The sequence below is a fragment of the Pseudomonas mercuritolerans genome (assembly GCF_025706525.1).
In the GTDB taxonomy this organism is placed as follows: Bacteria; Pseudomonadota; Gammaproteobacteria; order Pseudomonadales; family Pseudomonadaceae; genus Aquipseudomonas; species Aquipseudomonas mercuritolerans.
This window is the reverse complement of the sequence record NZ_JAMSHA010000006.1, coordinates 388,280-401,006: the sequence shown is the minus strand read 5'-3', so window position 1 is coordinate 401,006 and position 12,727 is coordinate 388,280. Positions and strand designations below refer to the sequence as shown.

Below are 12,727 nucleotides of genomic sequence, written 5' to 3'. Positions count from 1 at the left end.
TTCAGAAGTTCTCTCGCGGATTGAACGCGGCTTTCTTCGCCAGTTCCTGCCACAGCGCCTTGACCTCCTCGTCGGAGGCTTTCGGCATCACGGCCTTGAGCTGCACGAACAGGTAACCGCGCTCGCCGGCCTTGTTCAGCAGGCCATGGCCCTTGGCGCGCATGCGCTGGCCGTTCTGGCTGCCGGCCGGCACCTTGAGGTTGATCTTGCCGGTCAGGGTCGGCACGGCCACTTCAGTGCCCAATGCCAATTCCCAAGGAGCCAGGGGCAAAGTGATGATCAGGTTTTCGCCTTCAACATCGAATTTCGGGTGCGGCGCAAAACGGATGGTCAGGTACAAATCGCCATTCGCCCCGCCACCGATGCCCGGTGCGCCCTGGCCCTTCAGGCGAATACGCTCGCCGTCGGTCACGCCGGCCGGAATCTTCACGTTCAGGCTCTTGCTGGTGTTGCTGACGTGCTGGCCATGCGCGTTGTATTGCGGCACCTGGAAGGTGACTTTCTTCGATTCGTTCGACAGGGTTTCTTCGAGGAAGACCGGCAGTTCCATTTCCACGTCTTGCCCTCGGCGTCCGCGTGATTGGCGGCTCTCGGCGCCACCGAAACCGGGGCCGCGATTGCCGAAGATCGAACTGAAGAAGTCCGAGAAGTCGCCTGTGTCGCCACCGCCACCGCCGAAGCCGCCACGGCTCTGCCAGCCCGGCGGGCCCTGAAACGGCTGACCGTGCTGGCCATAACGGCGCAGTTCGTCGTATTCGGCGCGCTTGTCGGCGCTCTTCAGCGCTTCATAGGCTTCCGAGGCGTCCTTGAACTTGGCCTCGGCGTCTTTTTCCTTGCTGACATCGGGGTGGTATTTGCGCGCCAGCTTGCGATAGGCCGCCTTGATGGCCTTGTCGTCGGCTGTCGGCTCCACGCCGAGTATCTTGTAATAGTCTTTGAAGTCCATGGAAGGATCACCATCCGTTATCGATTTCGCGCCGAGACCAGCATGCGCCGATTGGCACGTGCCGGGTTGACCGATCTCAAGTTTGTGACCGGGTGGCGCCGCAGAAGTTTATCGGCAGTGGACGACGGTTCTTGCGACCGCCGGTGTGTCTGCCGGCCCATGCCAGCAAGTTTGGGGCGAAGCGGCGCTTTTCAAGCTGTCTGCCGGCGAAATAGCGGATGACCGGCCTTCGAATCTGCCGCGCACTGACATACACTGCGCGGCCGTTTTTTCACCGGAATCCGAAAGACATGAAAGACGCCTCTCCAGCCCGTGCCTGCGGCATCGACTTCGGCACGTCCAACTCCACCGTCGGCTGGCTGCGCCCCGGCATGGACACCATGATCGCGCTGGAAGACGACAAGATCACCCTGCCGTCGGTGGTCTTCTTCAACATCGAGGAACGTCGCCCGGTCTACGGTCGCCTGGCCTTGCACGAGTATCTGGAAGGCTACGAAGGCCGGCTGATGCGCTCGTTGAAAAGCCTGCTCGGCTCCAAGCTGATCAAGCACGACACCAGCGTCCTCGGCACAGCGATGCCGTTCAAGGACCTGCTCGGGCTGTTCATCGGCCAGCTCAAGAGCCGCGCCGAAACCGCCGCCGGTCGGGAATTCGAGCAAGTGGTGCTGGGCCGTCCGGTGTTCTTCGTCGACGACGATCCGCTCGCCGACCAGGAAGCCGAAGACACGCTGGTTGAAGTGGCTCGCAAGATCGGTTTCAAAGAGGTGTCGTTCCAGTACGAGCCGATCGCGGCGGCATTCGACTACGAGTCGACCATCGAGAAAGAAGAGCTGGTGCTGATCGTCGACATCGGCGGTGGTACCTCTGACTTCTCGCTGGTACGTCTTTCGCCCGAGCGTCGCGGTGTCGACAACCGTCATGACGACATCCTCGCCACCGGCGGCGTGCACATCGGCGGGACCGACTTCGACAAACAGCTGAGTCTGCAAGGCCTGATGCCGCTGTTCGGCTACGGCAGCCGGATGAAGAGTGGCGCGTACATGCCAACCAGCCACCACATGAACCTGGCGACCTGGCACACGATCAACTCGGTGTACTCGCAGAAATCCACGCTGGCGCTGGGCAGCATGCGCTACGACATCGAAGACACCGGCGGCATCGATCGCCTGTTCAAGCTGATCGAACAGCGCGCCGGGCACTGGCTGGCGATGGAAGTGGAGGAAACCAAGATCCAGCTGACCCACGCCGACAGCCGTCATGTGCCGCTGGACCGCATCGAAGCCGGGCTGAGCGTCGAGCTGAGCCGCGCGCTGTTCGAATCGGCGATCGAGGCCTTGCTCGAGCGCGTGCGCGGCAGCGTTACGCAATTGCTCAATGATGCCGGCGTGGCGGTCGATCAGGTCGACACGGTGTTCTTCACTGGTGGTTCGAGCGGCATCCCGGCCCTGCGCAACAGCGTCTCGGCGATGCTGCCGAACGCGCGGCATGTGGAAGGGAACATCTTTGGCAGCATTGGCAGCGGTTTGGCGATTGAAGCGATGAAGCGTTACGGTTCGATGGCCTGATCACAACCTGTGTGGCGAAGAGCCTCTGTGGCGAGGGGATTTATCCCCGTTGGGTCGCGAAGCGGCCCCCGACTTATGAAAGCAGGGGCCTGCTGCGCAGGCCAACGGGGATAAATCCCCTCGCCACAGATGCATTCAATTCAGTTGCCTGGCCTTAGACCATCCCGCCCAGCTTCAACTCACTCTTCAGATACGCGTAATAAATCGGCCCCGCCACCACCCCCGGCAAACCGAACGCGGCTTCGAACACCAGCATCGCCAGAAGCAACTCCCACGACTTGGCACTGATCTGCCCACCAACGATGCGCGCGTTGAGAAAGTATTCGAGCTTGTGGATAACGATCAGGTAGCCCAGCGCGGCGATCGCTACCCAGATCGACAGCGACAGACCGACGATGGTGATCAGCGTGTTCGACATCAGGTTGCCGATCACCGGCAGCAGGCCGAGCAGGAAGGTCAGCACGATCAGGGTTTTGGTCAGCGGCAGCTTGATGCCGAACATCGGCAGGATCACCGCGAGGAAGATTCCGGTGAACACGGTGTTGAGCAGGGAAATCTTGATCTGCGCGAAGACGATATTGCGGAACGCCTGCACCAGCAGATGCAAACGGTCGAACAAAGCGGCGGCCAACGGCTTGCGCTTGGTCACGTCGGGGATGCGCTGCAGGGCGATGATCGCGCCGAGCACCATGCCGATCAGCAGAGTGACGAACATGTGCGCGGCGTCCTTGCCGACCAGTTGCAGGTCGGCCAGATGCTTGCTCGCCCACTCGCCGATCGCCACGCGAAATTCCGCTGCGCTGGCCGGCAGATAAGCGTCGATGAACGGCGGCAACTGCCCGCGCGCGCGATCGACCACGCCCATGAATTTATCGAGCGAGGCGCCGGGGTTTTCCGCTTCATGCAGGAGGAAACTGATGGCGCCGGCGAAGATCAGCGCCAGCGCACTCACCACCAGCGTGCCGAGCAGCGCCACCGCCAACCAGCGCGCACGCCGCCCTTCGATCAGCCGTTGCAGTTGCGGGGTGAGCATGTTGACCAGCTCGAACACCAGCAAGCCGGCCAGCAGGCTCGGCAACAGGCGCAACGGCAGCACCAGCAGCAGACCGCCAAAAATGATGATGCAACTGACCCAGAACACAACATGACGCTGAGAAAACGTTGGCATACAGCCTCAAAACGAACGGCGTGAAAGGATGGGCAGTCTGCCAGCGATCCGGGGTTAGCACTAGGGATATGCGGGGCGTGGGATTGGCGGTGCATTCAGCGACGCTTTCGCGAGCAGGCTCACCACATTATTTACCCTTTCACTTTTTCTTCAGACACTCACTCATGAACGCCTTGCGCGCATCGCCGGTCAGCGCCTTGGTTTTCGCATCGGCATTGCAGGTGGTCATTTTCTGCTGCTGCGGGGTCAGCTCCTTGCCATCGTTGGCCGCTGGCGCCGCTTTCAGGCAGGTGCTCATGAACGCCTTGCGCTCGTCGCCCTTCAAGCTCTTGGCGGTCGCATCGGCATTGCAGGTGGTCATCTTGTTCTGTTGCGCCGTGGCGGCGAAACCCTGGGAACACACAAGCAGCCCGATCATCAACAACGGCACATGCAACATCTTCATGGAGTTTTCTCCTTGTTGCCGCACCGATGGATGCGGCCTCTGTCGCAGTGTAGTCAAAGCTTGTTACACCTTCCTGCCCTCGAGGTGGCTACGTCGATATTGCTCCGGCGTGCAACCGGCCTGGCGGGCGAACATGGCGATGAAGGCCGAGCCGCTGCTGTAGCCGAGGTCGAAAGCGATTTCCTGCACCGGGCGCGAGGTCTCCAGCGCCTCGATCGCCGCCAGATAACGCAAGCGCTGGCGCCATTCGCCAAAGCTCATGCCCAGTTCACGAACGAACTGCCGCGCCAGAGTCCGTTCACTGACATGCACTTGCGCCGCCCAGTGCGCCAGAGGCTGATTGTTGCCAGGTTCGGCCTGCAAGGCCTCGAGAATCGTCAGCAAGCCCGGGCTGCTCGCATACGGCAGGAAACATTCCTGCACCGGTGCCTGTTGCAATTGATCGACCAGCACCTGGGCCAGACGCTGATCGGCTTCATGCTCGGGGATCTTCACATCGCGGGCGGCGAAGTCCTTGAGGATGGCCTTGAGAATGTCGCTGATCGCCAGCGTGCAGGCCCGCGCCGGCAAACGCGCGCAGACGTCGAGATCAAGACACACCGCGCGATAGTTGACCGGCTGATGGCTGTAGAAACTGTGCTCGACCTCGGGCGGCACCCACACCGCGTACTGCGGCGGCGACATGAAGCGGCTGCCGTCGACATCCATGTGCAACACGCCATGGGCGGCATACTCGAGCGTGCCCCACGGATGGCGATGCGGCGCGGCATATTCGTGGGCATTGAAATCGGCGTAGCGGAAATACACCGCTGACGGCAATTCGTTGAAATCGAGCAGATCGATGTGTTTGCTGTTCATGCTGTCCGGATGCAGAGGCAGGTTGTCCGGTTTGCAGTATAGGCCTGCATCCAGACAGGCGATAATCGCGCTTCATCAACGTTCTGGTTTTGTCCCATGCAATACGCGTTTCCCCTGCTGGCGATTTTCATCTGGGCCGGCAACACCGTGATCAACAAACTGGCGGTCGGCGCGATCTTCCCCGCCGAGATCGGATTCTATCGCTGGCTGCTGGCCGGCGTGCTGTTCACGCCATTCATGCTCAGCAAAGTCATCGCGCACTGGCCGCAGATTCGGCCGAACCTGGGGCGGATTTTCGTCCTCGGCGTACTCGGCATGGCGGTGTATCAGAGCCTCGCCTATTTCGCCGCAACACTGACCACCGCAACCAATATGGGCATCATCCTGTCGCTGATGCCGTTGATGTCGCTGGCCATGGCGATCATCAGCCTTGGCCAGCGCCTGACCGCTGGTGCGTTGGTCGGTGCGCTGCTGTCGTTCGCTGGCGTGCTGGTGGTGGTGTCATCCGGCAGCCTCGGTGCGCTGTTGCAACACGGGGTCAATCTGGGCGATGCGATGATGCTGATCGCCACGCTGGCGTACGCCGTTTACAGCACCCTGCTGAAAAAGTGGCAACTGCGCCTGCCGCCACTGGTGTTGCTGTACTTGCAGGTGCTGGTGGCGATTGTGGTGTTGTTTCCGCTGTTCGCGATGTCGCCGAAGACCGGGCTGAACCTGCAGAACGTGCCGCTGGTGCTGTATGCGTGCCTGCTGGCTTCGATGGTCGCGCCGCTGGCGTGGATGCAAGCGGTGCAGCGGCTGGGGCCGAGCAGGACGACGTTGTTCTTCAATCTGCTGCCGCTGATTACCGCGCTGATTGCGGCGCTGGTGTTGAAGGAGCAGTTGGCGATGTATCACCTGGTGGGCGGGTTGCTGACCTTGGGTGGGGTGGTTTTGTCGGAGCGCTGGACCACGGTGTTGGGCCGGCGGATCGGCGCTGCCTGATAAGGCCCCTTCGCGAGCAGGCTCGCTCCCACGTTGAAATGCAGACACCTGTGGGAGCGAGCCTGCTCGCGAAGAACGATGACGCGGTCTGTTTGGCTATAACCCAGCCGCCTCCAGCCGCGCCGCATGCTCGACAAACAGCCTTACCGGATCTGCGCCCTTGCCCACCAGCCCCAGCGACTGATTGACAATGTCGAAATGATCCAGCGGATAGTCATCACCGATCACCGTGCCCAGATGCGAGCTGTAACGCCCGACCATGCCGTCGCACTGCCCCGGCTCGCGAACAAAGGTCCTGGCGAACAAGCGGCAACTGCGATTGGTGCCGTCAAAGAGATTGCCACCACGATCGGTCTTGCCCGGTTGCAGCGTCCCTGACCAGGAGTAATAGCGCACGCCATTGACCTCTTCCGGCCCCTGCCCGCCCCACGTTTGCGGCAGTCCTTGTGGATAACGCTGATTGAATATTGCAACGCCCGCCGTGGTCAGCGATTGGTGGGAAGCGTGGATATCCATCGGTAGTTTCGGCCCGTGATAACCAGTGTCGAGCAATGCCATGACCCAGCCGATCAAGCGCAACAAGACTTCGAGCAGACGCCCTTTGGCGCTGTTCGCCGGATAGTGATCTTCCAGATAGTCTGCCAACTCCGAACCGTGATTCGGCCCGGCCACCGACGTCACCGAAGCAACCAGATCCGGGCGTTTCGCCGCTGCATACCGTGCGGTCAACGCGCCCTGACTGTGGCCGAACAGATTGACCTTCTGCGCCCCCGTTTCGCGCAGGATCTCCTCGATCCGCATCAACAATTGCTCGCCGCGCACTTCCGTGGAATTGAGTGGCGAAACCTGCACAGCAACCACCGTCGCACCACCACGGCGCAAGGCCTTGATGATGCCGAACCAATACGGGTAAAGCACCAGCCGGATAAAGCCGAGCATGCCCGGCACCAGCACCAGTGGATAACGTGTCGACATGGGTTACATCCTTGTGCGCGGTGAGTGGATGCCAGACGTGCAAGACGCCCGCCAAGCATCCTCCGTGACGATGACAACTGAACGATGAGCCTACTTCAGCCCCGCCACCCCCGCCACAATCAGCCCCACCGAAAGCAGTTTCACCAGCGTCAGACTCTCGCCAAGCAGCGCGAAACCGAGAAACACCGTGCCGAGTGAACCGATCGCCGTCCAGATCGGATAGGCGATGCTCACCGGCAAGTCACGCATGGCCAGGGTCAGAAAGCCGATGCCGCCGACCGCCGCGACCACGGTGATCAGCGACGGCCACAAACGAGTGAAGCCGTCGGCGTACTTCATACCCATGGCGAAGGTCACCTCGAAGCCAGCGGCGATCAGCAGAAACAGCCAGGCCATCTAGAACTCCCGGGCCAGCTCGAGCAGCCGCTGCTCGGCCTCGGCCACCGACACCACAAAGCTGCGTTCAGCGGACTCCTCGCCCTCGGCCGCGACCACGCTGACGTCATTGATACCGATAAAGCCCAGCGCGGTGCGCAGCCATGGATCGGCATGATTGAGCGCCGCCAGCTCACCACCGGGGCCGAAGCCGAAACCGCCGCGACTGGTGACGATCAAGGCTTTCTTGCCCTGCAACAGCGGCGTGTATTGGGCGACGCCGTTGTCCAGCGTGTGCTCGAAGGTCAGCCCCAGCCGCACGATCTGATCGACCCAGGCCTTGAGGCCGCTGGGCACGTTGAAGTTGTACATCGGCGTGGAAATCAGCAGCAGATCATGCGCGAACAACTCACCAACCAATTGATCGCTGAGCGCCAGATCAGCCTGCATCACCAACGGCCGCGCCTCAGGCTGGGGATAAAACGCCGCCGCGACAAACGCCTCGTTGACCGCAGGAACCTGCACCCGCCCAACCTCACGACGGGTCACCTGCCCTTCAGGATGACGCCCCTGCCAGGCACCCAAAAACCCCTCCGCCAAACGCCGCGAAGTCGACCGATCCCCACGCGGACTGCCGTGCACCACAAGAATCCTGCTCATCTATAAAACCTCCGGCTAAACTCAAACCACTTGAGGCTCGAAGCTTGCAGCTCGCCACTGCTTTCCTTCAAATGAGCAAAAATCAGTCTGGATGAATCCATTTCATCCTTGGAGTGTTCAATGTTTGCTTCGCTGCCGCTGACTGCCCTGCGCGCTTTCGAATCCGCTTCTCGCCTGCTGAGCTTCAAGGCTGCGGCCGAAGAACTGGCGGTGACGCCGACGGCGATCTCTCATCAGATCCGTTCGCTGGAAGACTGGCTCGGTGTGGCCCTGTTTGAACGGCTGCCGCGCCAGGTGCGCCTGACCGAGGCTGGCGAGCGTCTGTTTCACAGCGTGCACGGCGCGTTGCTGGAGGTGGCGCAAAGCGTCGACACCCTGCGCCCGCAGCGCAACGCCAGCACCCTGACGCTGTCGACCACGGCGGCATTTGCCGCGCTGTGGCTGGTGCCGCGATTGGGCCGCTTTTATGCGCAACATCCGACTATCAATGTACGCCTCGACACTCACTGCGAAGTCATCGATCTGCACCAGGACGCCAGCGTTGATCTGGTCTTGCGCTACAGCCTCGACGATTACCCGAATCTGTATGGGTTGTGCCTGTTCGACGAATCCTTCGGCGTTTACGGCTCGCCGGAGCAGGTGGCGCTGGCCGCGCGGCGCACGCCAACGTTGATCAGCGTGCACTGGCACAACTCGAAGCTGTACGCCCATGGCTGGCAGGCGTGGTGCGCCAGGGCGGATGAGCAATGGCTGGAGCACGATCCGGTCAATCGCGAATACGACGAGGAACATTACGCGCTGCAAGCGGCGATCGCCGGCCAGGGTCTGGTGCTGGCGAGCAACATTCTGGTGTCGGAAAGCGTCGCCAGCGGCTTGCTGGTGCCCTACCGGGGCGAGGTGCAGGTCGATGGCGCCGGTTACAGCGCGTTGTGCGTGCCCGGGCGGGAACGGCATCCGCCGGTGCGGGCGTTTTTTCGCTGGTTGCAGGACGAAGCGCGGTTGTCTGGACTGACGCCGAGATCGCAGTCTTCAGCAGTTGCTGCGCGGAGCCCAGCCTAAATCGCATAAAACTTTTCGCTTCGCTCAAGACTCACACCCTGGGTAGCGACCGCGTCTTCAGAACGTGGCGCCTATCGGATTAGCCTCCAGGAGAATGAAATGAGTGACCTGCATTTGTCTGATGTTCAAACCCTGCGCGAACGCGCGCGGCAACACGTGGAAAACGGCGCGGTCACCGAGGGCTACAACGCCAACCGTGAAGAAATACTGCGTTTGCTCAATGAGTCGCTGGCCACCGAGTTGGTGTGCACCTTGCGCTACAAGCGCCACTACTTCATGGCGAACGGCCTGAAAGCCAATGTCGCCGCCGACGAATTCCTCGAGCACGCCAACCAGGAAGCCGAGCACGCCGATCGCCTCGCCGAACGCATCGTGCAACTGGGCGGTGAGCCGGAGTTCAACCCCGACCTGCTGAGCAAGCTGTCCCACGCGCAATATGTGGCGGGCAATTCGCTCAAGGAAATGGTTTACGAGGATCTGGTCGCCGAGCGCATTGCCATCGACAGCTACCGCGAAATCATCCAGTACATCGGCGACAAGGATCCGACCACCCGCCGCATCTTCGAAGACATCCTTGCCCAGGAAGAAGAGCACGCCGACGACATGGCGGATATCCTTAACGATCTGTAATCCCGTCACACCGCTTTCGCGAGCAGGCTCGCTCCCACACTGGAACGTATTTCGATTGAAGGAATGCATTCGAATGTGGGAGCGAGCCTGCTCGCGAAGGCGCCTTCAGAGACGCCGCATTACTTGCTGGGTTTGACGGTCACCGGCGCCTTGCCCTGCTTCATCTGCTCAAGCAACGGCGCGCACTGATTCGGCTCGCCACCGCTCGGCGCCACCAGCGCCAGCAATCCTGCCGCCGGTGCGGCAATCACACCCAGCGCAACCATCCCCGCCCCGCGCAACATCAACGGCACGGCTTTGACGCCGGCATCCGGCTTGATGAACTTGCCGCGCACATACAGCGGCGAGCGCAGCGAGATCAAACGCCAGCCTTTCGACTCTGGGGTCACGGTCAGATCGAGTTGCTCGGTGGCCATGTTCGCCGTGCCATCGATGTAGATGATTGCGTTCTCGGTATCGAAGACAAACAACCGTGTCGTGGCCAGGCCGGTCTTGATGTCGAAGTCCGCCGCCGCGCAATTGATCTTCACTTCCTTGTCGCCAAAGATCTTGCCGACCACGTAGTTGCCGACGTTGAGCCCGGCCAGTTCCATCAGCTCGCGGCTGATCGCACCGTCGTTGATCAGCATCTTCAGATTGCCGTTGGCGCCACCGAGGAGCTTGGCCACGGAGTTGCCACGGCCACTGATATCGGCATCGCCATTGAGCTCACCGAAACTGGTTTTCATCGGCTCGAAGGTCGGGAACAGCTCTTTGAGTTTGAATTTGCGTGCGGTCAACCGCGCGCGGCCTTCCAGCGGCTCGGTGCGGCCATTGAGGCGGATCAGCGCATCCAGGGTGCCGCCGGCAACGCCAAAGCGCAGCGGTTCCAGGCTGAGTTCGCCGTCGTTGAGTTTCAGATGGGTATAGAGGTCATTGAACGGCAGCTTCTCGCTATGGACGATGCGCTTGCCGGTGAACTCGACATCGGCGTCCATGGCGCGCCAGCGATCGGTTTTGAATTCTTCGACCGGCAGGACTTTGTCTGCTGGCTGCTTGCTCGCGCCGCCACGGGCCTTTTGCTCGGTGTTGGAGTCGGCACCGATCAACGGCGCAAGGTCGGCGAACAGCAGTTGATTGGAAACCAGTGCGCCGCTGAGTTTTGGCCGTGGCTGGCTGGCAACGTAGGTCAGGTCGCCGTGGATGTCGCTGTCGCCGATCTTGCCGTTGAATTTCTCGTAAGTGAATCTCGCCCCGGCTTCGTCATGCAGCTTGGCGATCAGGTGGCCGTCGGTGGAATACGGTGGGGTGTCCGGCAGCGTCACGCCGGTCAGCGGATAGAGATTGCCAAGGCTGTCGCCAGCGAGTTTCAGACGGAGGTCGAGGGCGCCGAGATTCAGCGGGTCGGTCAGGGTGCCAGCCAGTTCAATACCGGTGTCGCCGATCTTCGCCTGGGCCTGCAACGGGAACGGCTTGCTCGCGTCCTGCAATGCCAGCAACCCGCCGATCTTGCCCTGCCCGGTGAGGTTCTGCCCGTGATACTGGCCTTTGACCTTGAGTGCAAAGGCATAGTCCTGCGGTGCGCCGCCCTTGTCCTGAGCGGTTTTCGCCGCTTTGTCGCCGACGATTTCGCTGAAGGGAATAGGCTTGCCGAGCGGGTCGACCAGCACATCGAGGTTGGTCTTCAAGGTCTGGTCGTCGAGGGTCACATGGCCCTTGTCGAAGCCGATCGCGCCGATATCCACTACCCAGCTCGACGGCTCGGCGTTCGGGTCCTTGGGATCGAATTTGAACGTCCAGTTGGCGCGGCCATCGGCCAGACGTTGCAGTTCGGCATTCGGCTCGGTCAGGTCGATGCGTGGAATCACCACGCGCTGGGCCAGCAGGGCCAGCGGCGAAATGCGCAGCTCGACGCGTTTCAGGGTGACCATCTGCGGCTGTTTCGACCAGTCAGGATTACCCAGGCTCAAGTCCTCGGCGACCACGTGCGGCCACGGCACCCAGGCGCGCCAGCCGCCTTCTTCAGGTTCGCGCTGCCAGATCACCGCGAGGTTGCCATTGATGGCAAACGCCCGGTGCAGTTCTTCCGAGACTTTGGCGTTGATGGTGGGTTTGATCCGGTTCCAGTCGAAAAACACGATGATCAGAATCAAGGCTGCCAGCAGCAGCGCGAGGATGGCGAAAGTCCAGCTGAAGATTTTTCCAATGCGCGTCATGCACAAAGCTCCTGATCACGACCGCACGCCGACATCCCGACGCACAGCTGAAACGGCAGACCGAAGCGGCCCCTATGCAGTCTGTGACTGGCGAAAGGCCCGCAGGTTTAATTGAAAGGCAGTTTAAGCCATAAAAAGCCCGGCAAAACTGACCGATCGGTCGAGCAGTGTTACCGGGACCCGCACTTTTACGAGGCGCGAGTGAGTCGAAAATACCCACGACGGTGCAAAACCGTCGCCCGCAAAGGCCCGATCTAGAGCCTTCGCGCGGAACAATCAATTCTGTTGATTATTACCATTGCGTTTATGAACTTTTATATCGACTTATCGAGAGTAGCATTGCCCTCGTACCCACTTTATCGCCCTCCCAAGGAGCCACTATCATGAAACGCCAATTACTGCTCAGCCTTACCCTGTCGATGCTAGCCAGCACTGCTTTCGCCCTGCCCGCTGCCGATCAGGCCACTCCGCAAGTCAAAGACAGCCACTCGGTGTTCAGCCAGACCGTAGCTTCCGACGGTTCCGAGCGCACTCCACAAGGTCAGACCCTGGCTGAAAACGGTCGCAATCGCCTCGAAGAAAAAGGCCTGGTTCAGGACGGTTCGGATCGCACACCACAAGGCCAGATCCTCGCCTCCGATGGTTCGGACCGCACGCCACAAGGCCAGACCCTGGCATCCGACGGTTCCGAGCGCACTCCACAGGGCCAGACCCTGGCTGATGACGGCTTCGATAAAACCCCACTGGGTCAAGCCCTCGCTGAAGGCGGTGGTGACCGTGTGATCGAACGCAACAGCAAATTGAGCTGAGCCCATGACGGCCCGGCAAAAAAGCCCAATCAGCGGATTGGGCTTTTGACTTTTCAGC

At 61.0% G+C, this 12,727-nt stretch carries 13 protein-coding genes; 5 read left to right on the top strand and 8 right to left on the bottom strand.

Features of this window, described 5'->3' with window-relative positions; translation table 11 throughout:
• Position 1: 1 nt before the first annotated feature.
• Entirely contained in the window at positions 2–946 is a 945-nt protein-coding gene (locus tag ND528_RS19155; RefSeq protein WP_110603615.1) for a DnaJ C-terminal domain-containing protein, read from the bottom strand.
• 290 nt (positions 947–1,236) lie between these two features.
• Between ND528_RS19155 and ND528_RS19150 the strand changes: the two genes are divergently transcribed.
• The gene (locus tag ND528_RS19150) at positions 1,237–2,511 is read left to right on the top strand and encodes an Hsp70 family protein (RefSeq protein ID WP_122707770.1); all 1,275 of its coding nucleotides are present in this window, start codon (positions 1,237–1,239) and stop codon (positions 2,509–2,511) included.
• Between the two features lie 154 nt (positions 2,512–2,665).
• On the opposite strand, the gene ND528_RS19145 is transcribed toward ND528_RS19150, so the two are convergent.
• The 3 genes from ND528_RS19145 to ND528_RS19135 form a co-directional block, all read right to left on the bottom strand.
• Positions 2,666–3,679, bottom strand: coding sequence for an AI-2E family transporter (locus tag ND528_RS19145; RefSeq protein ID WP_016771899.1), 1,014 nt, complete (start codon positions 3,677–3,679; stop codon positions 2,666–2,668).
• Positions 3,680–3,818: 139 nt separating this feature from the next.
• Positions 3,819–4,124 (bottom strand): PsiF family protein, encoded by a 306-nt coding sequence (locus tag ND528_RS19140; protein ID WP_130912265.1) that lies wholly within the window; start codon positions 4,122–4,124, stop codon positions 3,819–3,821.
• Positions 4,125–4,187: 63 nt separating this feature from the next.
• Positions 4,188–4,982 carry an AraC family transcriptional regulator gene (locus ND528_RS19135; RefSeq protein WP_263470925.1) on the bottom strand — a complete coding sequence of 265 codons (795 nt, stop codon included), beginning with the start codon at positions 4,980–4,982 and terminating at the stop codon, positions 4,188–4,190.
• A gap of 96 nt (positions 4,983–5,078) precedes the next feature.
• Between ND528_RS19135 and ND528_RS19130 the strand changes: the two genes are divergently transcribed.
• The gene (locus ND528_RS19130) at positions 5,079–5,966 is read left to right on the top strand and encodes a DMT family transporter (RefSeq protein WP_137215862.1); all 888 of its coding nucleotides are present in this window, start codon (positions 5,079–5,081) and stop codon (positions 5,964–5,966) included.
• A 96-nt stretch (positions 5,967–6,062) separates the two neighbouring features.
• On the opposite strand, the gene ND528_RS19125 is transcribed toward ND528_RS19130, so the two are convergent.
• From ND528_RS19125 to ND528_RS19115, 3 genes are all read right to left on the bottom strand, one after another.
• The gene (locus ND528_RS19125; protein WP_137215861.1) at positions 6,063–6,941 is read right to left on the bottom strand and encodes an esterase/lipase family protein; all 879 of its coding nucleotides are present in this window, start codon (positions 6,939–6,941) and stop codon (positions 6,063–6,065) included.
• Positions 6,942–7,031: 90 nt separating this feature from the next.
• Entirely contained in the window at positions 7,032–7,337 is a 306-nt protein-coding gene (locus tag ND528_RS19120) for a DMT family transporter (RefSeq protein WP_130910645.1), read from the bottom strand.
• A complete protein-coding gene (locus ND528_RS19115; protein WP_263470924.1) occupies positions 7,338–7,976 on the bottom strand; it encodes an FMN-dependent NADH-azoreductase in 639 nt (212 codons plus the stop codon).
• A gap of 108 nt (positions 7,977–8,084) precedes the next feature.
• Between ND528_RS19115 and ND528_RS19110 the strand changes: the two genes are divergently transcribed.
• A complete protein-coding gene (locus ND528_RS19110) occupies positions 8,085–9,035 on the top strand; it encodes a LysR substrate-binding domain-containing protein (protein ID WP_263470923.1) in 951 nt (316 codons plus the stop codon).
• Between the two features lie 99 nt (positions 9,036–9,134).
• Positions 9,135–9,665, top strand: coding sequence for a ferritin-like domain-containing protein (locus tag ND528_RS19105; RefSeq protein ID WP_039756965.1), 531 nt, complete (start codon positions 9,135–9,137; stop codon positions 9,663–9,665).
• Between the two features lie 119 nt (positions 9,666–9,784).
• Here ND528_RS19105 and ND528_RS19100 read toward each other — a convergent pair whose 3' ends face one another.
• Positions 9,785–11,860 carry an AsmA family protein gene (locus ND528_RS19100; RefSeq protein ID WP_263470922.1) on the bottom strand — a complete coding sequence of 692 codons (2,076 nt, stop codon included), beginning with the start codon at positions 11,858–11,860 and terminating at the stop codon, positions 9,785–9,787.
• A 383-nt stretch (positions 11,861–12,243) separates the two neighbouring features.
• Between ND528_RS19100 and ND528_RS19095 the strand changes: the two genes are divergently transcribed.
• Positions 12,244–12,669 (top strand): hypothetical protein, encoded by a 426-nt coding sequence (locus ND528_RS19095; RefSeq protein WP_263470921.1) that lies wholly within the window; start codon positions 12,244–12,246, stop codon positions 12,667–12,669.
• Positions 12,670–12,727: the final 58 nt, after the last annotated feature.

Bases quoted from the DNA above. Each gene is read 5' to 3' on its own strand.
- ND528_RS19155 (WP_110603615.1), bottom strand. From the start codon at position 946: ATGGACTTCAAAGACTATTACAAGATACTCGGCGTGGAGCCGACAGCC.
- ND528_RS19150 (WP_122707770.1), top strand. From the start codon at position 1,237: ATGAAAGACGCCTCTCCAGCCCGTGCCTGCGGCATCGACTTCGGCACG.
- ND528_RS19145 (WP_016771899.1), bottom strand. From the start codon at position 3,679: ATGCCAACGTTTTCTCAGCGTCATGTTGTGTTCTGGGTCAGTTGCATC.
- ND528_RS19140 (WP_130912265.1), bottom strand. From the start codon at position 4,124: ATGAAGATGTTGCATGTGCCGTTGTTGATGATCGGGCTGCTTGTGTGT.
- ND528_RS19135 (WP_263470925.1), bottom strand. From the start codon at position 4,982: ATGAACAGCAAACACATCGATCTGCTCGATTTCAACGAATTGCCGTCA.
- ND528_RS19130 (WP_137215862.1), top strand. From the start codon at position 5,079: ATGCAATACGCGTTTCCCCTGCTGGCGATTTTCATCTGGGCCGGCAAC.
- ND528_RS19125 (WP_137215861.1), bottom strand. From the start codon at position 6,941: ATGTCGACACGTTATCCACTGGTGCTGGTGCCGGGCATGCTCGGCTTT.
- ND528_RS19120 (WP_130910645.1), bottom strand. From the start codon at position 7,337: ATGGCCTGGCTGTTTCTGCTGATCGCCGCTGGCTTCGAGGTGACCTTC.
- ND528_RS19115 (WP_263470924.1), bottom strand. From the start codon at position 7,976: ATGAGCAGGATTCTTGTGGTGCACGGCAGTCCGCGTGGGGATCGGTCG.
- ND528_RS19105 (WP_039756965.1), top strand. From the start codon at position 9,135: ATGAGTGACCTGCATTTGTCTGATGTTCAAACCCTGCGCGAACGCGCG.
- ND528_RS19100 (WP_263470922.1), bottom strand. From the start codon at position 11,860: ATGACGCGCATTGGAAAAATCTTCAGCTGGACTTTCGCCATCCTCGCG.
- ND528_RS19095 (WP_263470921.1), top strand. From the start codon at position 12,244: ATGAAACGCCAATTACTGCTCAGCCTTACCCTGTCGATGCTAGCCAGC.